At 64.8% G+C, this 21,780-nt stretch carries 24 protein-coding genes; 9 read left to right on the top strand and 15 right to left on the bottom strand.

Annotation, left to right across the window (positions count from 1 at the left end):
* Window positions 1–19 precede the first annotated feature (19 nt).
* The 11 genes from odhB to EOA49_RS14380 form a co-directional block, all read right to left on the bottom strand.
* Complete coding sequence (gene odhB / locus EOA49_RS14430) at window positions 20–1,312, bottom strand: 2-oxoglutarate dehydrogenase complex dihydrolipoyllysine-residue succinyltransferase (protein ID WP_067323636.1); 1,293 nt, start codon at window positions 1,310–1,312, stop codon at window positions 20–22.
* 51 nt (window positions 1,313–1,363) lie between these two features.
* A complete protein-coding gene (locus tag EOA49_RS14425) occupies window positions 1,364–4,351 on the bottom strand; it encodes a 2-oxoglutarate dehydrogenase E1 component (protein ID WP_127240723.1) in 2,988 nt (995 codons plus the stop codon).
* Between the two features lie 126 nt (window positions 4,352–4,477).
* Window positions 4,478–5,380, bottom strand: coding sequence for a succinate--CoA ligase subunit alpha (gene sucD / locus EOA49_RS14420; RefSeq protein WP_067323640.1), 903 nt, complete (start codon window positions 5,378–5,380; stop codon window positions 4,478–4,480).
* A gap of 12 nt (window positions 5,381–5,392) precedes the next feature.
* Window positions 5,393–5,890 (bottom strand): DUF1579 family protein, encoded by a 498-nt coding sequence (locus EOA49_RS14415; RefSeq protein ID WP_067323643.1) that lies wholly within the window; start codon window positions 5,888–5,890, stop codon window positions 5,393–5,395.
* 3 nt (window positions 5,891–5,893) lie between these two features.
* Entirely contained in the window at window positions 5,894–6,265 is a 372-nt protein-coding gene (locus EOA49_RS14410) for a cupin domain-containing protein (protein ID WP_127240722.1), read from the bottom strand.
* A 1-nt stretch (window position 6,266) separates the two neighbouring features.
* A complete protein-coding gene (locus EOA49_RS14405; RefSeq protein WP_127240721.1) occupies window positions 6,267–6,500 on the bottom strand; it encodes a hypothetical protein in 234 nt (77 codons plus the stop codon).
* A gap of 6 nt (window positions 6,501–6,506) precedes the next feature.
* Window positions 6,507–7,700 carry an ADP-forming succinate--CoA ligase subunit beta gene (sucC, locus tag EOA49_RS14400; protein WP_127240720.1) on the bottom strand — a complete coding sequence of 398 codons (1,194 nt, stop codon included), beginning with the start codon at window positions 7,698–7,700 and terminating at the stop codon, window positions 6,507–6,509.
* A gap of 25 nt (window positions 7,701–7,725) precedes the next feature.
* A complete protein-coding gene (mdh, locus tag EOA49_RS14395) occupies window positions 7,726–8,694 on the bottom strand; it encodes a malate dehydrogenase (RefSeq protein WP_095825158.1) in 969 nt (322 codons plus the stop codon).
* Between the two features lie 411 nt (window positions 8,695–9,105).
* Window positions 9,106–10,302 (bottom strand): cell division protein ZapE, encoded by a 1,197-nt coding sequence (gene zapE, locus EOA49_RS14390; protein ID WP_067323651.1) that lies wholly within the window; start codon window positions 10,300–10,302, stop codon window positions 9,106–9,108.
* 78 nt (window positions 10,303–10,380) lie between these two features.
* Window positions 10,381–10,920, bottom strand: a complete 540-nt coding sequence (locus EOA49_RS14385) for a protease inhibitor Inh/omp19 family protein (RefSeq protein WP_067323653.1) — start codon at window positions 10,918–10,920, stop codon at window positions 10,381–10,383.
* 191 nt (window positions 10,921–11,111) lie between these two features.
* Window positions 11,112–11,573 (bottom strand): VOC family protein, encoded by a 462-nt coding sequence (locus EOA49_RS14380; RefSeq protein WP_245460655.1) that lies wholly within the window; start codon window positions 11,571–11,573, stop codon window positions 11,112–11,114.
* 115 nt (window positions 11,574–11,688) lie between these two features.
* Between EOA49_RS14380 and EOA49_RS14375 the strand changes: the two genes are divergently transcribed.
* The 8 genes from EOA49_RS14375 to EOA49_RS14340 all read left to right on the top strand — a co-directional run bounded on the left by EOA49_RS14375 (window position 11,689) and on the right by EOA49_RS14340 (window position 19,103).
* Entirely contained in the window at window positions 11,689–12,702 is a 1,014-nt protein-coding gene (locus EOA49_RS14375) for an MBL fold metallo-hydrolase (RefSeq protein ID WP_127240719.1), read from the top strand.
* A gap of 59 nt (window positions 12,703–12,761) precedes the next feature.
* Window positions 12,762–12,923 (top strand): DUF1328 family protein, encoded by a 162-nt coding sequence (locus tag EOA49_RS14370; RefSeq protein ID WP_066991727.1) that lies wholly within the window; start codon window positions 12,762–12,764, stop codon window positions 12,921–12,923.
* A gap of 117 nt (window positions 12,924–13,040) precedes the next feature.
* Entirely contained in the window at window positions 13,041–13,925 is an 885-nt protein-coding gene (gene dapF / locus EOA49_RS14365; RefSeq protein WP_127240718.1) for a diaminopimelate epimerase, read from the top strand.
* Window positions 13,925–15,253: a tRNA (N(6)-L-threonylcarbamoyladenosine(37)-C(2))-methylthiotransferase MtaB gene (gene mtaB / locus EOA49_RS14360; protein ID WP_127243209.1), complete on the top strand. Its 1,329-nt coding sequence runs from the start codon at window positions 13,925–13,927 to the stop codon at window positions 15,251–15,253. The genes dapF and mtaB overlap by 1 nt, the downstream gene beginning before the upstream one ends.
* Before the next feature lie 13 nt (window positions 15,254–15,266).
* On the top strand, window positions 15,267–17,177 hold the full coding sequence (gene ftsY, locus EOA49_RS14355) for a signal recognition particle-docking protein FtsY (RefSeq protein WP_127243208.1): 1,911 nt from the start codon (window positions 15,267–15,269) through the stop codon (window positions 17,175–17,177).
* A 42-nt stretch (window positions 17,178–17,219) separates the two neighbouring features.
* A complete protein-coding gene (locus EOA49_RS14350) occupies window positions 17,220–17,885 on the top strand; it encodes a septation protein A (RefSeq protein ID WP_095779961.1) in 666 nt (221 codons plus the stop codon).
* 24 nt (window positions 17,886–17,909) lie between these two features.
* Window positions 17,910–18,530, top strand: a complete 621-nt coding sequence (locus EOA49_RS14345; RefSeq protein WP_095825164.1) for a pyridoxamine 5'-phosphate oxidase family protein — start codon at window positions 17,910–17,912, stop codon at window positions 18,528–18,530.
* A 39-nt stretch (window positions 18,531–18,569) separates the two neighbouring features.
* On the top strand, window positions 18,570–19,103 hold the full coding sequence (locus tag EOA49_RS14340; protein ID WP_127216029.1) for an NADPH-dependent FMN reductase: 534 nt from the start codon (window positions 18,570–18,572) through the stop codon (window positions 19,101–19,103).
* 12 nt (window positions 19,104–19,115) lie between these two features.
* On the opposite strand, the gene EOA49_RS14335 is transcribed toward EOA49_RS14340, so the two are convergent.
* A complete protein-coding gene (locus tag EOA49_RS14335; protein WP_095825166.1) occupies window positions 19,116–20,033 on the bottom strand; it encodes an SMP-30/gluconolactonase/LRE family protein in 918 nt (305 codons plus the stop codon).
* 229 nt (window positions 20,034–20,262) lie between these two features.
* Between EOA49_RS14335 and EOA49_RS14330 the strand changes: the two genes are divergently transcribed.
* On the top strand, window positions 20,263–20,430 hold the full coding sequence (locus EOA49_RS14330) for a hypothetical protein (protein ID WP_082953829.1): 168 nt from the start codon (window positions 20,263–20,265) through the stop codon (window positions 20,428–20,430).
* Window positions 20,431–20,510: 80 nt separating this feature from the next.
* On the opposite strand, the gene EOA49_RS14325 is transcribed toward EOA49_RS14330, so the two are convergent.
* From EOA49_RS14325 to EOA49_RS14315, 3 genes are all read right to left on the bottom strand, one after another.
* Window positions 20,511–21,092, bottom strand: a complete 582-nt coding sequence (locus EOA49_RS14325; protein ID WP_067323672.1) for a DsbE family thiol:disulfide interchange protein — start codon at window positions 21,090–21,092, stop codon at window positions 20,511–20,513.
* Window positions 21,089–21,262 (bottom strand): heme exporter protein CcmD, encoded by a 174-nt coding sequence (gene ccmD, locus EOA49_RS14320; protein ID WP_067323674.1) that lies wholly within the window; start codon window positions 21,260–21,262, stop codon window positions 21,089–21,091. The genes EOA49_RS14325 and ccmD overlap by 4 nt, the downstream gene beginning before the upstream one ends.
* A gap of 128 nt (window positions 21,263–21,390) precedes the next feature.
* Window positions 21,391–21,780: heme exporter protein CcmB (locus tag EOA49_RS14315; protein ID WP_206520176.1), on the bottom strand; the 390-nt coding region annotated here is incomplete at its 5' end.

Genomic DNA, 21,780 nt, shown 5'->3' with positions numbered 1-21,780 from the left:
CGAGCCTTCATGCTCCACCTCAGAGATCGAGCACCAGCCGCTCGGGATCCTCCAGGCTTTCCTTGACGCGGACGAGGAAGGTCACCGCTTCCTTGCCGTCGACGATGCGGTGGTCGTAGCTGAGCGCCAGATACATCATCGGGCGGATGACGATCTGGCCGCCGACCACCACCGGCCGCTCCTGGATCTTGTGCATGCCGAGGATACCGGACTGCGGCGCATTGAGGATCGGCGTCGACATCAGCGATCCGTAGACGCCGCCGTTGGAGATCGTAAAGGTGCCGCCCTGCATGTCGGCAACCGAAAGCTTGCCGTCGCGCGCGGCGAGGCCCAGCCGGCCGATCTCCTTCTCGATCTCGGCGATGGACATCTGGTCGGCATCGCGCACGACCGGGACCACCAGGCCCTTGTCGGTGCCGACGGCGACGCCGACATGCGCAAAGTTCTTGTAGATGATGTCGGCGCCGTCGATCTCGGCATTGACCGCCGGGATCTCCTTCAGCGCATGGGTGACGGCCTTGGTGAAGAAGCCCATGAAGCCGAGCTTCACGCCATGCTTCTTCTCGAACACGTCCTTATACTTGGCCCTCAGCGCCATCACCGCGCTCATATCCACCTCGTTGAAGGTGGTGAGCATGGCGGCGGTCGACTGCGCCTCCTTGAGCCGGCGCGCGATCGTCTGGCGCAGCTTGGTCATGCGCACGCGCTCCTCGCGCGAAGCATCGTCGGCCGTCGACGGCGCGCGGGCCGCGACCGGTGCGGGAGCAGGAGCAGGAGCCGCTTTCGGCGTCTCGGCCGGCTGCGATGGCGCGCCCTTAGCGATGGCATCGAGGACGTCGCCCTTCAGCACTTGGCCGCGCTTGCCGGAGCCCGTCAGTTGCTCGACCGAGAGATTGTGCTCGGCGATCAGTTTGGCCGCAGCCGGCGCCGGCGGCATGGTGCGCGGCTCGACCGGGCCGGCGTCGCCGGCCATCTTGGCGGTTTCGGCGGCGGCCTGCTTGGTCGTGGATGCGGCGTCCGGACTGGACGCCTGCGCCACCGCCTGCGGCTTGGTGGCGGGAGCGGCGGCTGCGCCGCCGGCCGAAATCGAGCCGAGCAGCGCCCCGACATTGACCGTCTCGCCTTCCTTGACGGTGATCTCGGAGAGCGTCCCGGCGCCCGCGGCGGGCACCTCCACCGTCACCTTGTCGGTTTCGAGCTCGACCAGCGGCTCATCGGCGGCGATCGCGTCGCCGACCTTCTTGAACCACTTGCCGACGGTCGCCTCGGTGACGGATTCGCCGAGAGTGGGGACGCGGATTTCGGTAGCCATTGTGCCTGTCCGTTCTCTTGTCTTCTTGAGGTCTGTTTGGTCCGGGTCTGCTTACTCGCCCAGCGCGTCGTCGAGCAGGGCGGAAAGCTGGCTGAGATGCTTCGACATCAGTCCGGTGGCCGGCGAGGCCGAGGCCGGCCGGCCGGTATAGCGCACCCGCTGATGCTTGGCGTCGATATGCGCCAGCACCCATTCGAGATAAGGATCGATGAACGACCAGGCGCCCATATTCTTGGGCTCCTCCTGGCACCACACCATCTCGGCGTTGCGGAAACGCGACAGCTCGGTGATCAGCGCCTTGGCCGGGAACGGGTAGAGCTGCTCGACGCGCAACAGGTAGATGTCGGTGATGCCGCGCTTCTCGCGCTCCTCGTAGAGGTCGTAATAGACCTTGCCGGAGCAGAGCACGACACGGCGGATCTTGGAATCCTTCACGAGCTTGATCGGCTGGTCGGCCAAGAGCTGCGCATCGTCCCACAACAGTCGGTGGAACGAGCTTTCGCCCGCCATCTCCGACAGCGTCGACACCGCCCGCTTGTGGCGCAGCAGCGACTTCGGCGTCATCAGGATCAGCGGCTTGCGGAAGTCGCGCTTCAACTGCCGGCGCAGGATGTGGAAATAGTTAGCCGGCGTCGTGACGTTCGCCACCTGCATGTTGTCCTCGGCGCAGAGCTGCAGGAAGCGTTCGAGGCGGGCCGAGGAATGTTCCGGCCCCTGGCCTTCATAGCCGTGCGGCAGGAGGCAGACGAGGCCCGACATTCTCAGCCACTTGCGCTCACCGGACGAGATGAACTGGTCGAACACCACCTGGGCGCCGTTGGCGAAATCGCCGAACTGCGCTTCCCAAAGCGTCAGCGCCTTGGGCTCGGCGAGGCTGTAGCCATATTCGAAGCCGAGCACCGCCTCTTCCGAGAGCATCGAGTTGATGACTTCGTAGCCGGCCTGGGCCGCAGATAGATTGTTGAGTGGAATGTAGCGCGTCTCGTCACGCTGGTCGTAGAGCACGGAATGGCGCTGCGAGAAGGTGCCGCGCTCCGAATCCTGGCCGGAGAGCCGGATCGGATTGCCGTCGAGCAGGATGGCGCCGAAGGCCAGCGCCTCGGCGGTCGACCAGTCGATGCCGTCGCCGGACTCGATCGCCTGGCGGCGGTTCTCGAGGAAGCGCAGGATCGTCTTGTGCGCCTCGAAATCCTTCGGCACCTCGGTCAGCTTCTTGCCGATTTCCTTCAGCGTGCGGACCGGCACCGCGGTCTTGCCGCGCCGCTGTTCGTCCTGGTTGTCGGCCGTGCGCAGGCCGGACCAGGCGCCGTCAAGCCAGTCGGCCTTGTTCGGCTTGTAGGACTGGCCGACTTCCCACTCCTGTTCCAGATGCGCGCGCCAGTCGGCCCGCATCTTGTCGACCTCGGCCTGGGTGATGTGACCCTCGGCGATCAGCCGGTCGGCATAGACCTGCACAACCGTCTTATGGCTGCGGATGTTGCGGTACATGATCGGCTGCGTGAAGGACGGCTCGTCGCCTTCATTATGGCCGAAGCGGCGGTAGCAGAACATGTCCACCACCACCGGCTTGTGGAACTTCATGCGGAATTCCGTCGCCACCTTCGCGGCATGCACCACCGCTTCCGGATCGTCGCCGTTGACGTGGAAGATCGGCGCCTCAATCATCTTCGCCACATCCGACGGATAGGGCGACGAACGCGAGAAGCGCGGATTGGTGGTGAAGCCGATCTGGTTGTTGATGATGAAATGCAGCGTGCCGGCGACGCGGTGGCCGCGCAGGCCGGAGAGCCCGAACATCTCCGCGATCACGCCCTGGCCGGCGAACGCCGCGTCGCCATGCAGCAGCAGCGGCATCACCTTGGCGCGCTCGGACAGCGGCACGATCTCGCCGCGCTCGCGGCCAGCGAGCTGGTCCTGCTTGGCGCGCGCTTTGCCCATCACGACCGGGTCGACGATTTCCAGATGCGAGGGGTTGGCGGTCAGCGACAGGTGCACCTTGTTGCCGTCGAACTCGCGGTCCGAGGAGGCGCCGAGATGGTACTTCACGTCGCCCGAGCCCTCGACATCGTCGGGAGCGGCCGAGCCGCCCTTGAACTCATGGAAGATGGCGCGGTGCGGCTTGGCCATGACCTGCGAAAGCACGTTGAGGCGGCCGCGATGGGCCATGCCGAGCACGGCCTCCTTCAGGCCGAGCTGGCCGCCGCGCTTGACGATCTGCTCCAGCGCCGGGATCAGCGACTCGCCGCCGTCGAGGCCGAAGCGCTTGGTGCCCTTGTACTTGACGTCGATAAATTGCTCGAAGCCTTCGGCCTCGACCAGCTTCGACAGGATCGCCTTCTTGCCGGTGGCGGTGAAGGTGATCTCCTTGTCGGCGCCCTCGATGCGCGCCTGGATCCAGGCCTTCTCCTCGGGGTCGGAGATGTGCATGAACTCGACGCCAAGCGTCGAGCAATAGGTGCGGGTGAGGATATCCAGCATCTGCCGGATGGTGCCGAACTCGAGCCCCAGCACATTGTCGAGGAAGATCGGCCGGTCGTAGTCGGCTTCGGTGAAGCCGTAATTCTCCGGCGACAGCTCGTTATAGTCCTCGAGCGGCTTGGCGATGCCCAGCGGGTCGAGATTGGCGTGCAGGTGGCCGCGCATGCGAAAGGCGCGGATCATCATGATGGCACGCACGGAATCGCGCGTCGCCTGGTGAACGTCCGCATCGGAAAGGGCCGCGCCGTTGACGACCGCCTTTTCCTTCACCTTCTTTTCGATGTGCTTTTCGACCAGGCCCCAATTGCCGTCGAGCGCCGAAACCAGCTCACCATTGGCCTGCATCGGCCAGGACGGCTTCGCCCAGGAAGCGCCCTTGGCGTTCTTGCGCACGTCGCCCGCGTCGTCCTTCAGCGCGGCGAAGAAGTCCTGCCATTCCGGATCGACGGAGCCGGGGTTGTCCTCATAGGCGGCATAGAGCGCGTCGATATAGTCGGCATTGCCGCCATAAAGGAACGAGGTGAGCGAGAATTGGTCGTTGGCCTGATCTTGTCTTGCCATTTTCGTCTGCGGAGCCTGGCTCCGTCTCCTTTTATGGAAGGGAGTAGGGGAGTAAGGCAGTAGGGGAGTAGGGCATTTTTGCCGCTGATCTTTCCCTGCTGCCCTATTCGCTTACTCCCTACGCCCTTAACCTTTGATCGCCTCGACCAGCGTCGTGCCGAGCCGCGCCGGTGACGGCGAAACCTTGATGCCGGCCGATTCCATCGCCGCGATCTTGTCTTCCGCGCCGCCCTTGCCGCCGGAGATCACCGCGCCCGCATGGCCCATGGTGCGGCCGGCGGGCGCCGTGCGTCCGGCAATGAAGCCCGCCATCGGTTTCTTGCGGCCGCGCTTTGCCTCGTCCTTCAAGAACTGCGCGGCGTCTTCCTCGGCCGAGCCGCCGATCTCGCCGATCATGATGATCGACTTGGTCTCGTCGTCGGCGAGGAACATCTCGAGCACGTCGATGAACTCGGTGCCCTTGACCGGGTCGCCGCCGATGCCGACAGCAGTGGTCTGGCCGAGGCCGACATTGCTGGTCTGGAAGACCGCTTCATAGGTAAGCGTTCCCGAGCGGGAAACAACGCCGACCGAGCCCTTGCGGAAGATGTTGCCGGGCATGATGCCGATCTTGCATTCGTCGGGGGTCAAAACTCCCGGGCAGTTCGGGCCGATCAGCCGCGAGGAGGAGCGGTCGAGCCGCGCCTTGACCTTGACCATGTCCATAACCGGGATGCCCTCGGTGATGCAGACGATCAGCGGGATCTCGGCCTCGATCGCCTCGATGATCGCTTCGCCTGCGCCTGCCGGCGGCACATAGATGACGGAGGCGGTGGCGCCGGTCTTCTCCTTGCCCTCGGCGACGGTGGCGAAGATCGGCAGGGTCTCTCCCTTCGCGCCGGTCCAGGTCTCGCCGCCCTTCTTCGGATGGACGCCGCCAACCATCTTGGTGGCGTGATAGGCCAGCGCCTGCTCGGTATGGAAGGTGCCGGTCTTGCCGGTCAGGCCCTGCACCAGCACCTTGGTATTCTTGTCGACGAGAATGGACATCGCGGCCCTTTTCTAAAAACCGTTGATCGAGGAAGGCGAAACGCGCCGGTAGAGGCCGCTCACCATGTCTTGCCAGGCGTCGCTGCCGGCGGGCTTGAAGTGCAATCGCATGCGGTAAGTATCAGTGCCGTCAAAACTGTAAGTCACGCGAGCCGAGCCGCGCGGCGACGACCGTTCCAGCACAAGCTCGTTGCCGTTCCATGTGCCCGTAGCCGGTGTGACCGGCACGAAACCCATCGAGTCGAACTGATGCATGGTGACGACGTCGTTCGGCTGATCGAAGCCGAACACATTATGCGCGCCGAACGAGATCGTGCCGTCGCGGCGCTGGCGGTAGCGCTGGACCACGAACTGGCCGCCGAACTGCGCGTCCGCAAGCACTTCCGAAGTCGCGGCGCCGGCATCGGTCCATTGCGTCGCCGCGACATCTTCCTCGCCACGCCACGCGCCGACCAGCGCCTGCAGGCGCTGGTGATCGGCCGAGAGGGATGAGAAAGGCGTCGCGTTCATGGCTCAGAGCCGCTTCAGATCGGTGACGGTGAGGTCGCTTTGGGCATTGCCGGTGTTGAGGGTGGTCGCCGGCTCGAACATAAGCACCACGGGCTCGACAGTCAGCGACCGCGGCCGATGCTCGACGCCGCGCGGCACGACAATGAAATCGCCCTCGCCGAGCTCGACCGGCCCGTCGCGGAAATCGATGGCGATCTTGCCGCGCAGCACGAGGAAGGCCTCGTCCTCGTCATCATGCGCGTGCCAGTCGAAAACCTCGCCGAACTTGGCGACCTTGGCTTGGCTGTCGTTGACGTCGCCGGCGATGTGCGGATCGAAGACCTTGGCGATCTTCGCATTCGCCGCCTCGACCAGATTTATCTTGCGCGGAGGCATCCTATGACCTCCGCCCTTGAAGTTCCGACTTCAGGTCGCGCAGCACGGCTACAATTTCCCGATTCGTCTCGACGAGCTCACGAATAGCGGTCGCGTTGTCATGGCCGGCAAGTTCCCGGGCTCGCACATACTGCTTTAGAGTGACGAGACCCCAGATCCAGATCACCAGGAAAATCGCCATCGGCAGCCATGCAATGACGTATCCAAGCAAGCTTTGCGTGGCGTCCTGTTCCACAGCCGTTTAGCCCTTCACCGCCTTGACGATCTTCTTGGCCGCGTCGTCGAGGTCGTCTGCCGAGACGACGTTCAAGCCGCTGTCATTGATGATCTTCTTGCCGAGCTCGGCATTGGTGCCTTCCAGCCGCACGACCAGCGGCACCTTCAGCCCGACTTCCTTGACCGCGGCGATCACGCCCTCGGCGATGACATCGCACTTCATGATGCCGCCGAAGATGTTGATCAGGATGCCTTCGACCGCCGGATCCTTGGTGATGATCTTGAAGGCCGCCGTCACTTTCTCCTTCGAGGCTCCGCCGCCGACATCGAGGAAGTTGGCCGGCTCGGCGCCGTAGAGCTTGATGATGTCCATCGTCGCCATCGCGAGGCCGGCGCCGTTGACCATGCAGCCGATATTGCCCTCGAGCGCGACATAGGCGAGGTCGTATTTCGACGCCTCGATCTCCTTCTCATCCTCTTCGGTGGTGTCGCGCAGCTCCATCACGTCGGGATGGCGGAAGAGAGCGTTGTTGTCGAACGACACCTTGGCGTCCAGCACGCGCAGCTGGCCGTTCTTCATGACGATCAGCGGATTGACCTCGAGCAGGCTCATGTCCTTCTCGACGAAGGCCCTGTAGAGCAGCGGGAACAGCGTGCCGCCGTCTTGCGCCGCATCGCCGTCGAGCTGCAGCGCGGCGTTGAGCTTCTTCACATCATCGGCCGTCACGCCCTTTTCCGGATCGATGGCGACGGTGAGGATCTTTTCCGGCGTGTCATGCGCGACCGCCTCGATATCCATGCCGCCCTCGGTCGAGACGACGAAGGCGATGCGCCCGACGGAACGGTCGACCAGGATCGACAGATAGAGCTCGCGGTCGATATCGGCGCCGTCCTCGATATAGAGGCGATTGACCTGCTTGCCGGCCGGTCCGGTCTGCTTGGTGACCAGCGTTTGGCCGAGCATCTCGTTGGCGTTGGCGACCACTTCGGCCGCCGACTTCGCCAGCCGCACGCCGCCCTTGGCGTCGGGGCCGAGTTCCTTGAACTTGCCCTTGCCGCGGCCGCCGGCATGGATCTGGCTCTTCACCACATAGAGCGGGCCGGGCAGCGTCTTGGCGGCGGCTTCCGCCTCGCTCGCCTTGAACACCGGAACGCCGCTTGCGACGGGCGCGCCGAACGACTTCAGCAGCGCCTTGGCCTGATATTCATGGATGTTCATGCGCTTGGTCTCCGGAGAGGGACGATTACTTGCCGGCGAGATGCGGGGCGATCTTGGTGCAGGCCTCGGTGAGGCCCTGCACGGCCGCCACCGAATTGTCGAACATCTTCTGCTCGGCCTTGGAGAGGTCGATCTCGATGACGCGCTCGACACCGCCGGCGCCGATCACCACGGGGACGCCGACATAGGTCCCCTTGACGCCGTACTGGCCAGACAGGTGCGCAGCGCAGGGCAGCACGCGCTTCTTGTCTTTCAGGTACGATTCGGCCATGGCGATGGCCGAGGCGGCCGGCGCGTAATAGGCTGAGCCCGTTTTCAAGAGGCCGACGATCTCGGCGCCGCCGTCGCGGGTGCGCTGCACGATCTGGTCGAGCTTGTCCTTGGAGGTCCAGCCCATCTTGACGAGGTCGGGCAGCGGGATGCCCGACACGGTCGAATAGCGGATCATCGGCACCATCGAATCGCCATGGCCGCCGAGCACGAAGGCGGTGACGTCCTCGACCGAGACCTTGAACTCTTCCGCCAGGAAGTAGCGGAAGCGGGCGCTGTCCAGCACGCCGGCCATGCCGATGACATGGCTGGTCGGCAGGCCCGAAAACTTCTGCAGTGCCCAGACCATGGCATCGAGCGGGTTGGTGATGCAGATGACGAACGCCTTCGGCGCGTATTTCTTGAGACCCGCGCCGACCTGTTCCATGACCTTGAGATTGATGCCGAGAAGATCGTCGCGGCTCATGCCGGGCTTGCGCGGCACGCCGGCGGTGACGATGCAGACATCCGCGCCCTCGATGCCGGCATAGTCGTTGACGCCTGTCAGTCTGGAGTCAAATCCGTCGACCGGCGAGGACTGGGCGATGTCGAGACCCTTGCCCTGCGGAATGCCCTCGGCGATGTCGAACAGCACCACGTCGCCGAGATCCTTCAGGCCGATCATATGGGCGAGCGTGCCGCCGATCATGCCCGAGCCGATGAGCGCTATCTTGTTGCGTGCCATGTCAGGATGTTTTCCCTTTGTCTGTGACGGTGCCGTGACGGGGGCCGGGGGCCGGAAGGAATGCGGGAAACCGCAGGATTTCGCCGAACCCAATAGCTCCGGCATGGAGAAAATTCAAACGGTTATTTTGCACCCAGTGTTTTCAATCGGTTAGATGCATTGGGAATTACGTAAACGTCAAAATTTTCGAGCTAACTGACCAAAATTTATACAATAAACGATGAAATCAGAAGGCCTTCATCCCGGCGATGACGCCGTTGTGATTTTAGGAGGGGCGGACAGCCAAGTGGGGCGGCTGAGCGGTTCGGGAGATGCGCATCCAAGCGACGAAGCGCTTATCGCTTCCTTCCCAGGCCCTGGGCTCCGCCTCGCGTCGCTCCGCCCTAGGATGAGGACTCCAGGTGGCTACGCTCACGCCTGCCGCGCCTCCGCGGGTTCCGCCCCGACTTGCCGCCTCTCCGCCCAGCCTTCCAGCCAGTCGCGGCTCTGCATTTCGATCAGTCGCGAGGCAGTGCGCTCGAATTCGAAGACTTCCGTGCCGCGCCTGGCGGTGTAGAGCCCCTCGGGGGGCGCGGCGGCGCTCATCACCAGCCGCATGTGGTGGTCGTAAAGCGTGTCGATGAGCAGAATAAAACGCTTGGCTTCGTTGCGCTTGCCTTCGCCGAGCACCGGCACATGGTCGATGAAGACGGTCGAGAAGCGGTCGGCGATGGCCAGATAGTCGCGCGCGCCGAGCGGCTTTTCGCAGAGATCGGCGAAGGAGAAACGGGCGGCATCGCCGGCAGCGCGCGGGACCACGAGCTGACGCCCTTTCAGCGTCAGCGTCATCGCCTCGGTCGGCCTGCCATGTGTCATCGTCTTCCAAGCGTCGTCGAGCGCGCGGTCGGCCGCGGCGTCGGCGGGCGTGACATAGATCGGCAAGCGGTTGAGCTTTTCCTGCCGGTAGTCCTTTTCGGCATCCAGCGTCAGCACATGCGCATGACGTTCGAGCAGGCCGATGAAGGGCAGGAAAAGCTGCCGGTTGAGGCCGTCTCGATAAAGGTCATGAGGCGCGACGTTGGAGGTGGCGACCAGCACGACGCCTTTGGAAAACAGCGCCGAGAACAGGCGCGACAGGATCATGGCATCGGCAATGTCGGTGACCGAAAACTCGTCGAAGCACAGCACCCAGGCCTCCTCGGCCAGCGCCCGCGCCACCGGCGGGACCGGATCGTCTTCCTTGACATCGCCGTTCTTGCGCGCCGCCCGGTGTTTTTGGATGCGGTCCTGCACGTCGGCCATGAAATCGTTGAAATGGACGCGGCGCTTTCGCCTGACCGGCAGGAGATCGAAGAACATGTCCATCAGCATCGTCTTGCCGCGCCCGACGCCGCCATGGATGTAAAGGCCCTTGACGGCCTCGCGCGGCTTGTTGCTGCGCGCGAACAGCCAGCCCAGCGCGCTCGATTTCTGCGCCAGCCTTTTTGCGGAGATCTCGTCGGTCAGCCGGTCGAGCGCGGCGACGACGCGCTCCTGCGCCGGATCGCGTTCGACCACGCCGGTTTCGACCAGATGGTCGTAGCGCTGCCTGACGGTCGCATGCGTCTGAAGGCCGTCACGCAGGTGCATAGGTCACGTCGTTCTCGGGCAATTTCGGAAAGCGGCTTGCCATCCGAAACTGCGTGAAACAATAGGGGAGGGTCCGCCCTACCTTGTAAGCGAGATCGGCTGGCCGTTGGAAGTCTGGCCGTCGAACTTTTCGCCGCCGGAGGAATAGAGCCTGGCCAGCGTGCCGCCGTTTTCGTCGTAGAGCGTCAGCTGCTTGCCGGCGACATTCCACGACTTGATGCCGTCGATCGGAGCCGGGCAATGCAGCGGACCGGCGCGGTAGCCGGCGCCGAACTTGGTCTGCGGCGTCGCCACTTTGCAGCTCTGGCCGGAGACACTGACATTCCAGACGCCGGCGACGCTGGCCGCGGTCAGGTCCGCGGCGCCCGTGGGCGCCGAACCGTCCGGCGGCAGCGAAGCCATCTGACTGTTCTTCGGCGCGGTGGGGAATTGCGACGGGTCGGTGGTGCCCGGAGCAGCCGGCGGCGGCAGCTGGTTCTGCGTCACCGTGCCGGAGGGCGCCGGCGTGAGCGGCGCCGGCTGCTGATCGTCCATCGATGAGAAGCGCGAGGTCGAGCAGCCGCTCGCAACGAGCGCGGCCAGCGATACGGCCAAAAGGCCAGTCTTCGAAAAAATCATTCCAACCTCCGTCGGATTCGGTGGGGGGCGCCGTCCGCGTAAACACTCGCTTCACCAAGATGGCGAAGGTGGCAGAATTTCAACCCGATATGGTTAAAATAGGGTTTTCGGAGCTGGTGTTGCAAATTTGTCGCGACGGCCTTGCTCACCGCGGCCCCAGGCGAGAAGTTGGACCCTAACGTATTGAAGTTTCAGGCTCGCAGCCGCGCGCTGGGCACGAAGACATACCCGTCCGGACCAACGATATAGCATTCGCGCAAGCCATGCGGCTTGTCGATCGAGCCGGCCAGCACGATGTGGCCGAGTGCTGCGGCCTTTTTTTCGACCGCATCCGGATCGGCGCCATAGAGGCGCAGCTCGATGCCGGCGCCACGCGTTTCGGCTCCGGCGAAGACGCCGGTCATCGGATTGTCGAGATAGGAATGGTCGGCATGCAGCATGAAGATCGAGCCGAGCAGCTCGATGGCCGCGAAATCCTCGTCGGCATAGATGATGCGCGCGCCTAGCACATCGCGGCAGAAAGCCTCCATCGCCGCCATGTCGGTGACAAGCAAGTTGACGCCCAGCCCATGCGGCAGCGAGCGGCCGAAATCATCGGCCTTCATCCACGGTGTCCCGGTCCGCTTCTTCGCCACGGTCTTGTCCCTCCACATCGTCGATCCTAGTCGAAGCCGACCGTTGGCCCTTGGCATTCCCCCAGCAAAATGCTTGCGCCAGGCGGCGGCGTCCTTATTTCAGGACAAGCGACAGGGAGTGGGCGGAGAAACGATGGCCGCAAGAACAAGAGCAGCCAACCGCTACTATAGCGGCCCACTCAGCGATCATTTCGACGGCAGCCTCTTTTTCAATCCCGACGGCAGGCCGCCGGCGCGCTTCACCGATTTGCTGAAATGGCAATTGAGCGGTGGGCGCTCGAAATGGCCGGCGGCCTGGCCGAGCCCATATCCGCAGGCGAAGCCCGAACAACGGATCGAAGGCGCCGCGCTTCGGCTCACCATGGTGGGTCACGCCTCGCTGCTCATCCAGACAGCCGGCCTGAATATCCTGACCGACCCGGTTTGGTCCGAGCGTGCCTCGCCTTTCGGCTTCGCCGGACCGAAGCGGGTCAACGCGCCGGGCATCGCCTTTTGCGACTTGCCGCCGATCGGCCTGGTGCTGCTCAGTCACAACCACTACGACCATCTCGACCTCGCGACCCTCAAGCGGCTGAAGCAAAGCCACGACCCGATGGTGATCACGCCGCTCGGCAACGATGCGATCATCGGCACTGCCGTTCCCGGCATGCGCGTGTCGGCACATGATTGGGGCGACAGCGTCGAAGTCGCCAGCGACGGCATCATCCACATCGAGCCGGTGCATCACTGGTCGGCGCGCGGCGGGCGCGACCGGCGCATGGCGCTGTGGGCGGGCTTCGTCGTCGATACGGCGGGCGGCAAGGTCTATTTCGCCGGCGACACCGGCTTCCATGGCGGCACCAACTACCGCCGAATGGCGGAAAAGCATGGCGGGTTTCGGCTGGCCATCCTGCCGATCGGCGCCTATGAGCCGCGCTGGTTCATGGCCCCGCAGCACCAGAATCCGGCGGAAGCCGTCCAGGGCATGAGGCTGTGCGGCGCCGTCCATGCTGCCGGCTGCCACTGGGGCACCTTTCAGCTCACCGACGAGCCGATCGAGGAACCGGCGCAAAAGCTCGCCGAGGCACTGACGGCCGAAGGCATTTCGCCGAAGCGTTTTCGCGCCATGCGCCCGGGCGAAGCATGGGATGTGCCGCCGCCTGGCTAAGGAACCCAGCCCGGGCAAACGCGTTGGTTCCACAGCGCAAATCCGCCTCGGAGCTTTCCATGATCAAGTGGATCATCATCCTTCTTATCGTTGCCGCTGCGGCAAGCCTGCTTGGCATGCCCGCGCTCGCCGGCGCCGCCGCCACAGGTGCCCGCATCCTGATCGGTATTGTGCTGATCATCTTCCTGCTGATCGTGCTCGGCGTCTTCGCCGTGACTTAGCTCGCATATTCGCCGCGGCAGGCCAGAGCTGCGTTCCTGGCCAGGAGTCGCGTTGCACTGGTAATTCCCGCCCGTTTCCGCCATATAGCGCCAAACGGAATTGGAACGACCGGTTAGATGGCAGGCACTGCCCCATTCGCCAAGATGAACGGCATCGGCAATGAGATCATCGTCGCCGATATGCGCGGCCGTGGCGACAAGGTGACCGCAGCCGCGGCGATTGCCCTCAATGCCGTCGCGGCGACCAAGTTCGATCAGATCATGGCGATCCATGATCCGCGCACGACCGGCACTGCTTATTACGTCGACATCTTGAATTCGGACGGCACCGGTGCGCAGGCCTGCGGCAATGGCATGCGCTGCGTCGTGCAGGCGCTTGCGGCCGAGACCGGCCAAAAGACCTTCACCTTCGAAACCCGCGCCGGCATTCTCAATGCTCAGGAACATGCCGACGGCTCGATCTCGGTCGACATGGGCAAGCCGCGTTTCGGCTGGCAGGAGATCCCGCTTGCCGAGGAGTTCCGCGACACTCGCATGATCGAACTGCAGATCGGCCCGATCGATGCGCCGGTGCTGCATTCGCCTTCGGTCGTCTCGATGGGCAATCCGCACGCGATCTTCTGGGTCGACCGCGACGTCTGGTCCTACGAGCTCGACCGATTCGGTCCGCTGCTCGAGAACCATCCGATCTTTCCCGAGCGCGCCAACATCACCATCGCTCAGGTCACCTCGCCCGAGACGATGATCATCCGCACCTGGGAGCGCGGCGCGGGTCTCACCAAGGCCTGCGGCTCCGCGGCCTGCGCCGCCGTGGTGGCAGCCGCCCGCACCAAGCGCACCGGCCGCAGCGTGTCGCTGGTCACGCCCGGCGGCGGCGAGCTCAATGTCGAGTGGCGCGACGACGATCACGTAATTTTGACCGGCGCCGCCGAATGGGAGTTTTCCGGCAGCTTCGACCCTTCGACCGGCGCCTGGGCCCGCGACACCGAAAGCGCCGCCTGATGTCCGCTCTTCAAAAGGGCCCGGCGCCCGAAGGGCCTATCGGCAATGGTATCGACGTGGTCACGTTCGGCTGCCGCCTCAACACCTATGAATCGGAGGTGATGCGCCGCGAGGCCGAAAGCGCCGGCCTCGGCGCGCTGGAAGGCGGCGCCGTCATCTTCAACACCTGCGCCGTCACCGCCGAAGCCGTGCGCCAGGCCAAGCAGGCGATCCGCAAGGCCCGTCGCGAGAACCCTGAAGCGCGCATCATCGTCACCGGCTGCGCCGCGCAGACCGAGCCGCAGAACTTCGTCTCCATGGACGAGGTAGACCTGGTGCTCGGCAATGAGGAGAAGCTCAAGGCGAACTCCTACCGCGCGCTGCCGGACTTCGGCGTCAACGATACCGAGAAGGCGCGCGTCAACGATATCTTCTCGGTGCGCGAGACGGCGAGCCACATGGTCGACGCCATTGAGGGCCGGGCGCGCGCCTTCGTGCAGGTGCAGAATGGCTGCGACCATCGCTGCACCTTCTGCATCATTCCTTACGGCCGCGGCAATTCGCGCTCGGTGCCGATGGGCGCCGTGGTCGAGCAGGTCAAGCGTCTCGCAGCCAATGGCTATGCCGAGATCGTGCTCACCGGCGTCGACATGACCAGCTTCGGCGCCGACCTGCCGGGCAGCCCGAAACTTGGGAAGCTGGTGAAGACGATCCTGCGACAGGTGCCCGAGGTGAAGCGGCTGAGGCTGTCGTCGATCGATTCCATAGAAGCCGACGACGAGCTGCTCGACGCGATTGCCACCGAGCCGCGGCTGATGCCGCATTTGCATCTGTCGCTGCAATCGGGCGACGACATGATCCTGAAGCGCATGAAGCGCCGGCATTTGCGCGATCAGTCGATCCGCTTCTGCGAGGACGTGCGCAAGCTCCGTCCCGGCATCGTCTTCGGCGCCGACATCATCGCCGGTTTCCCGACCGAGACCGAGGCGATGTTCAAAAACTCGGAGAAAATCGTCGAGGAATGCGGCCTGACGCACCTCCACGTCTTCCCGTTCAGCCCGCGCGAGGGCACGCCCGCCGCGCGCATGCCGCAGCTTGGCCGCGAGGTGGTGAAAGAGCGTGCCGCAAGGCTGCGCGCCGCCGGCGAGGCCGCCTACCGTCGCCATCTGGCCGCCCTTGCCGGCACGCGGCAATCGATCCTGATCGAGCGCGATGGGCTAGGCCGAACCGAAGGTTTCACGCTTGCCGCGATTGGCGTTGGACAGCCGAGCGAGATCGTCGAGGCGGTTGTCACCGGCCATGACGGCGCCCGGCTGATCGCGGCGCCGCTCGCCGCGCAAGCCGCCTGAGACTGCAAGACGTATGGCTGGTTTCTTCAAGAAGATATTTTCGTTCGGCAAGAAGGAAGTCGTCGAGGAGCGCGTCGACGAGACCGCGCCCCTGCCGCCGATCAAATGGGACGCGCTCGAGGCGCTGAAACCGGAAACCGAGCAGGAGCCTGCGTCCCGCAGCGCCGACGCCGGCGCCAATCACCCTCGAGCTGCGCTCGGGACCTCCCCCATCGAGGGGGAGGCAGGACCTGCGCCACAACCGGTTCCCGAGGAGCCGAAGCCCGAACCCGCACCGGACATTCCGCCGGCGCCGGAACCCGTCATCCCGCCGGCACCGGAGCCGGTTGTTCCATCCGAGCCGGAGCCGCTGCCGCAGCCCCAGCCGGAAGAAGAGCCGCGGCCCGCCCCGGAGCAGCCGCAGCCGCCTGCACCCGAGGAAGTGCCTGCTCCGCCCGAACCTGCACCTGAGCCGGTGCCCGCGCCGGCACCGCAGGAGGTGCCTGCACCCGCGCCGGCCGAGCCGGAGATCGAGCCTTCGCGTCCGGAGCCGCAGCCGGTGCCGGGGCCCGTCGAAGTGCCGACGACGCCCAGCGAAGTCCCGGCCGAGGCGCCAGCGCCGATCGAAGTTCCACCGGGCGAGGCACCTTCTATCGAGCCATCTTTAGAGGTCGGCGCCGCGCCTCATCCGCCTGCCGGCACCTTCTCCCCGTATAGTGCCGGGGAGAAGGAAGAAGCACCAACGCCGACGCCCCCTTCTCCCCGTTCTTCACGGGGAGAGGATGAGGGTGAGGCGCAGCGTCAGCCTGCGGAGGATTTGCCGCCACCGGAGCCGGCTCCGCCGGCGGAAGCCCTGCCTCCCATTCGCCAGGCTGCGCCGGTCGAGCCGGGGCGGATCCTTGCCGAGATCGCGCCCGAGCCGGAAGCCATCCCCGCGCCGCCGCCGACCGCCGCTGCCGGCAAGGTGACGGTCGCCAAAAAGGTCGAGCAGAAGGCCGAGCCGCAGAAGGCACCGGAGCCGGCCCCGCGACGCTCCTGGTTCCAGCGCATGCGCGACGGGCTTGCCCGTTCCTCGCGCGAGCTCACCGGCAACATCGCCGGCGTCTTCACCAAGCGCAAGCTGGACGAAGACACGCTGCAGGATCTGGAGGATGTGCTGATCCGCGCCGATCTTGGCGTCGAGACGGCGCTGCGCGTCACCGATTCTCTCGCCTCAAGCCGATACGGCAAGGACGTTTCCGACTCGGAGGTCCGCGCCGTGATGGCGGCGGAAGTCGAAAAAGTCCTGACCCCGGTCGCCAAGCCGCTCGAGCTCGATCTCAGCCACAAGCCGCATGTCATCCTGGTCGTCGGCGTCAATGGCACCGGCAAGACCACGACCATCGGCAAGCTGGCGGCCAAGCTGACCGAAGGCGGGCTTTCGGTCATGCTGGCGGCCGGCGACACGTTCCGCGCGGCCGCCATCGAGCAGCTGAAGATCTGGGGCGAACGCACGAAGTCGCCGGTCATCGCCACCAAGCTTGGCGCCGACGCCGCCGGCCTCGCCTACGATGCCTTCGAGAAGGCGAAGGAGGCAGGCTCCGACGTGCTGATCATCGACACGGCCGGCCGCCTGCAGAACAAGACCGAGCTGATGGCGGAGCTGGAAAAGATCGTGCGCGTGCTGGGCAAGCTCGATCCGGAGGCGCCGCACACCGTGCTGCAGACCGTCGACGCCACCACCGGTCAGAATGCGCTCAGCCAAGTCGAGATCTTCCGCAACGTCGCCGGCGTCAACGGCCTGGTGATGACCAAGCTGGACGGCACGGCGCGCGGCGGTATTCTGGTGGCGATCGCCGCCAAGCATAGATTGCCGGTCTATTTTATCGGCGTCGGCGAGCAGGTCGACGACCTCGAACCCTTCTCGGCCAGCGAATTCGCCAGAGCGATCGCCGGCGTTGCTTGAACGATCCCAAAAGCGCCGACTTTCGGGACAACAAGGACTTCCATGAACATCCTCGAACGCGACCCGTCCGACCCGCAGAAACAGAAGAAGGAGGGCATCAACCCCCCGCTCAAGCTGGTGCTCGAGCTCGGGCCGCTGCTGGTCTTCTTCTTCGCCAATGCGCGCGGCGAATGGCTGGCGCAGAAATTTCCGGCCTTGGCCGAGCTCGGCGGCCCGATCTTCGTCGCCACCGGCCTGTTCATGGCCGCCACCGCGTTGGCGCTGATCGCCTCGTGGCTGCTCACCCGCACCTTGCCGATCATGCCGCTGGTGTCGGGCGTCGTCGTCCTTATCTTCGGCGCGCTGACGCTCTATTTGCAGGACGACGTCTTCATCAAGATGAAGCCGACCATCGTCAACACGCTGTTCGGCGGCGTGCTGCTCGGCGGCCTTTTCTTCGGCAAGTCGCTGCTTGGCTATGTCTTCGACTCGGCTTTCAGCCTCGATGCCGAAGGCTGGCGCAAGCTCACCTTCCGCTGGGGCCTGTTCTTCCTCTTCCTGGCCCTCGTCAATGAAGTCGTGTGGCGGAATTTTTCAACCGATGCCTGGGTTACCTTTAAGGTCTGGGGCATCATGCCGATCACGCTTCTCTTCACCTTCAGCCAGATGCCGCTGATCATGCGCCACTCGCTGGAGGAAAAAGCCAAGGAAGAGCAGGCGAGTAAATAGAGCAGGTTCCGGGGAGGGGGCGGCATGGAATTCCTCACCACGCGCGATGAGCTGAGGACGATCTACAAGACGCCGCGGCCGACCGACGGGTCGATCCGCAAGGAACTCAAGGCGCTCGATGGCCACTGCCGTTCCTTCATCGGCAAGAGCCCATTCGTGCTGATCGGCTCCTCCGACGGCGCCGGCAATGCCGACGTGACCCCGAAGGGCGACAAGCCCGGCTTCACCGCCATCCTCGACAGTTCCACCATCGCCATCCCTGACCGTCCAGGCAACAACCGGCTGGACACGCTGGAAAACATCGTTCGTTACCCGTCGGTAGGGCTGCTCTTCCTCATTCCCGGCATGAACGAGACGCTGCGCGTCAACGGCGAAGCCCACATAACCATCGACGCCGGACTGCGCGCCCGCCTGGCCGTCGACGGCAAGGAGCCGCAGAGCGTCATCGTGGTGACGGTCAAGGCCGCTTACATGCACTGCGCCAAGGCCTTTATGCGCTCCGAGCTGTGGGAGCCGGAGACCTGGTATGACCGCGCGAGCCTGCCGACGCTCGGCCAGATCATCCGCGACCAGCTGGCGCTTACAGAGAGCGCCGGCGAGATCGACCGCGAACTGGACGACGATTACCGGCAGACCATGTGGTAGGCTCCCGGGCACGATTCGTCCGAACCGCCCCCGTCACCCTTGCTGAACCTCCTCGCCATATCCGGCAGCCTGCGCGCCGCCTCGACCAATTCGGCCCTTGTCGCGGCGCTTGCCGCCAACGTGCCCGCGGATTGCCGCGTCACCGTCTATGACGGGCTCGGCCGCTTGCCGATCTTCAACCCGGACGAAGAGGGCGAGCGCACGCCGTGTGAGGCAAGATACCTGATCGAGGCCGTCACCCGCGCCGATGGCGTCATCGTCTCCTGTCCCGAATACGCCCATGGCGTGCCGGGCGGCATGAAGAACGCGCTCGACTGGCTGGTGTCGCGCGACGCCGCCGTCGGCAAGCCGGCGTTGCTGGTGCACGCCTCGCCGCGCTCGCTCTTTGCCCGCGCCGCCCTTGCCGAGATCATGCGCACGATGTCCTTCGCGCTTTACGAAGAGACCGCGCTGGAGATCGCGCTGCTCGGCAAGAAGCCGCCGGAGGTGGAAGAAATCCTGGCTGAGCCGACCAGTCGGCAGGCGATGCGCGACGCGGTTCGGGCTTTCGCCGGCTTTATCCGCGGCCGCTGACGCCGATGCCGGTCAAAAGGTCTTGGCCCCATTCACCATCAGCCAGACCACATAGAGCGAGGTGGTGCCGCAGATGTAGAGGCGGTTGCGCTTGGCGCCGCCGAAGACGCAATTGGCGACGACTTCCGGCACTTTGACCTTGCCGATCAGCGTACCATCCGGATCGTAGCAATGGATGCCGTCGGCGGCGCTCGTCCAGATGCGCCCGCTTTCGTCCAGCCGGAAGCCGTCGAACAGGCCGGCCGTGCAGTCGGCGAAGACCTTGCCGCCCGAGACCTTCTTGCCGGCCTTGCCGACATTGAAGACGCGGATATGCGCGGGGTTCTTGGCGCCATGGGTGCGGCCCGTGTCGGCGACATAGAGCAGGCTTTCATCGAGCGAGAAGGCGAGCCCATTGGGCCTGACCATGTCGGTGATGACGGCGTCGATCTCGCCCGTGCCGGGGTCGACGCGGTAGACATTGCAGGCGCCGATTTCGCTCTCGGCGTGGTCGCCTTCATAATCGCTGTCGATGCCGTAGGCCGGATCGGTGAACCAGATCGAGCCGTCGGAACGGACGACGACGTCGTTTGGCGAGTTGAGCCGCTTGCCGCGCCATTTGTCGGCGATGGTGGTGACCGAACCGTCATGCTCGGTGCGGCTGACGCGGCGGCCCGAATGCTCGCAGGTGATCAGCCGGCCCTGCCGGTCGACGGTGTTGCCGTTGGAATTGCCGGACGGCTGGCGGAAGACGCTCACGCTGCCATCGGTCTCATCGTAGCGCAGCATGCGGTTGTTGGGGATGTCGGACCAGACGAGGTAGCGGCCGGCGGCGAACCAGGCCGGGCCTTCCGCCCACCGGCACCCGGTGAACAGCTTCTCAACCCGCTCATTGGCGTTGAACAGCCGCGAGAAACGCGGATCGAGAAGTTCATAGTCAGCGGCCGTCATGCTTTCCCTCCCGGCAATCAAAAGACGCGCGATCAAGCCAGCACAGAGCGGAGAAGGCAAGATCGCGGATGCCTCTCACGGCATGTTGACGCGTGTAGGGGCTAAGACGCCATTAACCGGCTATGCGCTGCTTGCAATGGTGCATTGCAACATCTTTCTTTTGCAATGCACCATTCCTATGTCATTCTCGCAATCGATCAGGGAGGAATAACTCAGAAGGAACCTCGTCATGATCTTCGACAACCTCGTCACCCGCGCTCGCACCAACCTCGCCAAGCGCCGCCACTACAATCGTCTCGTCGCAGAAATCGAGAACCTGTCGAGCCGCGATCTCGCCGATCTGCGTGCCGACCGCTCCGAGATGCTCTACCAGATCCACAAGCAGATTTACGGTTGAGTCCGAGGCCGGTCGAGCCGGCCTTTGCGCCGCGTCGCTTCGCTCCTTGCCTCGCACTGGAATGACGACGCAAGGGGCGCCTAACCGGAAACCGCCAGGGCCTTCTCGATCTGCGGCAACAGCAAATCCTTCGCCGATTCCGGCGTCAGCGGCCCGACATGCTTGTAGGCAATCTTGCCGTCCTTGCCGATGACGAAGGTCTCCGGCACGCCGTAGACGCCCCAGTCGATCGCCGCGCGCCCGGCCGGATCGACGCCGATCGCCTGGTAGGGATTGCCGAGATCGCCAAGGAAGCGACGGGCGTTTGCCGGCTCGTCCTTGTAGTTCAGCGCGGCAAGCGTGAACCGCTTGTCCTGCGACAACGCCAGAAGCACCGGATGCTCTTCCCGACACGGCGCGCACCAAGATGCGAAGACGTTGACCAGCGTCACTTTGCCGGCGAAGGATCTTGAGTCCAGCCCCGGCAGGTTCGAGCCTCCGAGCGGCGGCAGGTTCGTCTGCGGCGCCGGCAGGCCGATCAGAGCCGAGGGAATTTCAGACTCGTCGCGGCCGGACAAAAGCTGCGACAGGAACAGCCCCGCCAAGCCCAGGAATACCAGCAGCGGAAGCAGCACGAACAGGCGGCGACGGGGCGACGCCGGGGCTCCGGTTTCGGCGCTCACGGCTTCGCCGTCCCGGCCTTGTCGGAGCGCCGCCGCACGCCGGCCGCGTCGAGCGCCGCGAGCTCACGCTTGCGCGCCCGCCGGTCAAGCAGGATCCAGGCGATCAGCCCGACGAGCACGATCGCGCTGATGGCATAGGCTGCGGCGACATAGAGAGCATGAGCACTCATATCAGCCGCTCCATCTGGGCACCTTTCGCGCCTGCCATGCCAATCCGTTCGACCATGCCTTCCCTTAACTCTGCGTCACATGCCGCGCAATCAGGCGCGGTGCCGCAGTTGAGAAACGCCCCAGCGCCTCAATCCGTCCCGTGCCGCAACGCCAGCGCCGCGGCCAGCGGCCCCACCACGGCAAGAAACAGCGTCAGCGCGGCAAGAATGAGGAAGGGCTGCAGGAACGGCGCGGGATCGGCCACCGCGCCATAGCTCGCCGAGACGCCGAAGATCAGCACCGGAATGGTGAGCGGCAGCACCAGCACGGAGATCAAGAGCCCGCCGCGCGGCAGCGCCACAGCCACAGCCGCTCCGGCGGCGCCGATGAAGGTTATGGCCGGCGTGCCGACAAGAAGCGTAAATGCCGTCGCGCCGATACCGAGCGGCTCCATGTTCATGAACAGGCCGAGCAAAGGTGCCGCGATCACCAGCGGCAGCACGCTGCCCGCCCAATGCGCCAGACACTTGGTCAGCAC

The sequence above is a fragment of the Mesorhizobium sp. M1A.F.Ca.IN.020.04.1.1 genome, from assembly GCF_003997315.1.
Lineage (GTDB): Bacteria > Pseudomonadota > Alphaproteobacteria > Rhizobiales > Rhizobiaceae > Mesorhizobium.
Note: the sequence above shows the minus strand (reverse complement) of the source record. Positions and strands in the feature narration are given on the sequence as shown.

Bases quoted from the DNA above. Each gene is read 5' to 3' on its own strand.
- ccmD (WP_067323674.1), bottom strand. From the start codon at position 21,262: ATGAGTGCTCATGCTCTCTATGTCGCCGCAGCCTATGCCATCAGCGCG.
- EOA49_RS14410 (WP_127240722.1), bottom strand. From the start codon at position 6,265: ATGCCTCCGCGCAAGATAAATCTGGTCGAGGCGGCGAATGCGAAGATC.
- EOA49_RS14345 (WP_095825164.1), top strand. From the start codon at position 17,910: ATGGAATTCCTCACCACGCGCGATGAGCTGAGGACGATCTACAAGACG.
- EOA49_RS14350 (WP_095779961.1), top strand. From the start codon at position 17,220: ATGAACATCCTCGAACGCGACCCGTCCGACCCGCAGAAACAGAAGAAG.
- EOA49_RS14385 (WP_067323653.1), bottom strand. From the start codon at position 10,920: ATGATTTTTTCGAAGACTGGCCTTTTGGCCGTATCGCTGGCCGCGCTC.
- mtaB (WP_127243209.1), top strand. From the start codon at position 13,925: ATGTCCGCTCTTCAAAAGGGCCCGGCGCCCGAAGGGCCTATCGGCAAT.
- zapE (WP_067323651.1), bottom strand. From the start codon at position 10,302: ATGCACCTGCGTGACGGCCTTCAGACGCATGCGACCGTCAGGCAGCGC.
- sucC (WP_127240720.1), bottom strand. From the start codon at position 7,700: ATGAACATCCATGAATATCAGGCCAAGGCGCTGCTGAAGTCGTTCGGC.
- EOA49_RS14380 (WP_245460655.1), bottom strand. From the start codon at position 11,573: ATGTGGAGGGACAAGACCGTGGCGAAGAAGCGGACCGGGACACCGTGG.
- EOA49_RS14415 (WP_067323643.1), bottom strand. From the start codon at position 5,890: ATGAACGCGACGCCTTTCTCATCCCTCTCGGCCGATCACCAGCGCCTG.
- dapF (WP_127240718.1), top strand. From the start codon at position 13,041: ATGGCAGGCACTGCCCCATTCGCCAAGATGAACGGCATCGGCAATGAG.
- mdh (WP_095825158.1), bottom strand. From the start codon at position 8,694: ATGGCACGCAACAAGATAGCGCTCATCGGCTCGGGCATGATCGGCGGC.
- EOA49_RS14425 (WP_127240723.1), bottom strand. From the start codon at position 4,351: ATGGCAAGACAAGATCAGGCCAACGACCAATTCTCGCTCACCTCGTTC.
- sucD (WP_067323640.1), bottom strand. From the start codon at position 5,380: ATGTCCATTCTCGTCGACAAGAATACCAAGGTGCTGGTGCAGGGCCTG.
- EOA49_RS14330 (WP_082953829.1), top strand. From the start codon at position 20,263: ATGATCTTCGACAACCTCGTCACCCGCGCTCGCACCAACCTCGCCAAG.
- EOA49_RS14370 (WP_066991727.1), top strand. From the start codon at position 12,762: ATGATCAAGTGGATCATCATCCTTCTTATCGTTGCCGCTGCGGCAAGC.
- EOA49_RS14335 (WP_095825166.1), bottom strand. From the start codon at position 20,033: ATGACGGCCGCTGACTATGAACTTCTCGATCCGCGTTTCTCGCGGCTG.
- odhB (WP_067323636.1), bottom strand. From the start codon at position 1,312: ATGGCTACCGAAATCCGCGTCCCCACTCTCGGCGAATCCGTCACCGAG.
- ftsY (WP_127243208.1), top strand. From the start codon at position 15,267: ATGGCTGGTTTCTTCAAGAAGATATTTTCGTTCGGCAAGAAGGAAGTC.
- EOA49_RS14375 (WP_127240719.1), top strand. From the start codon at position 11,689: ATGGCCGCAAGAACAAGAGCAGCCAACCGCTACTATAGCGGCCCACTC.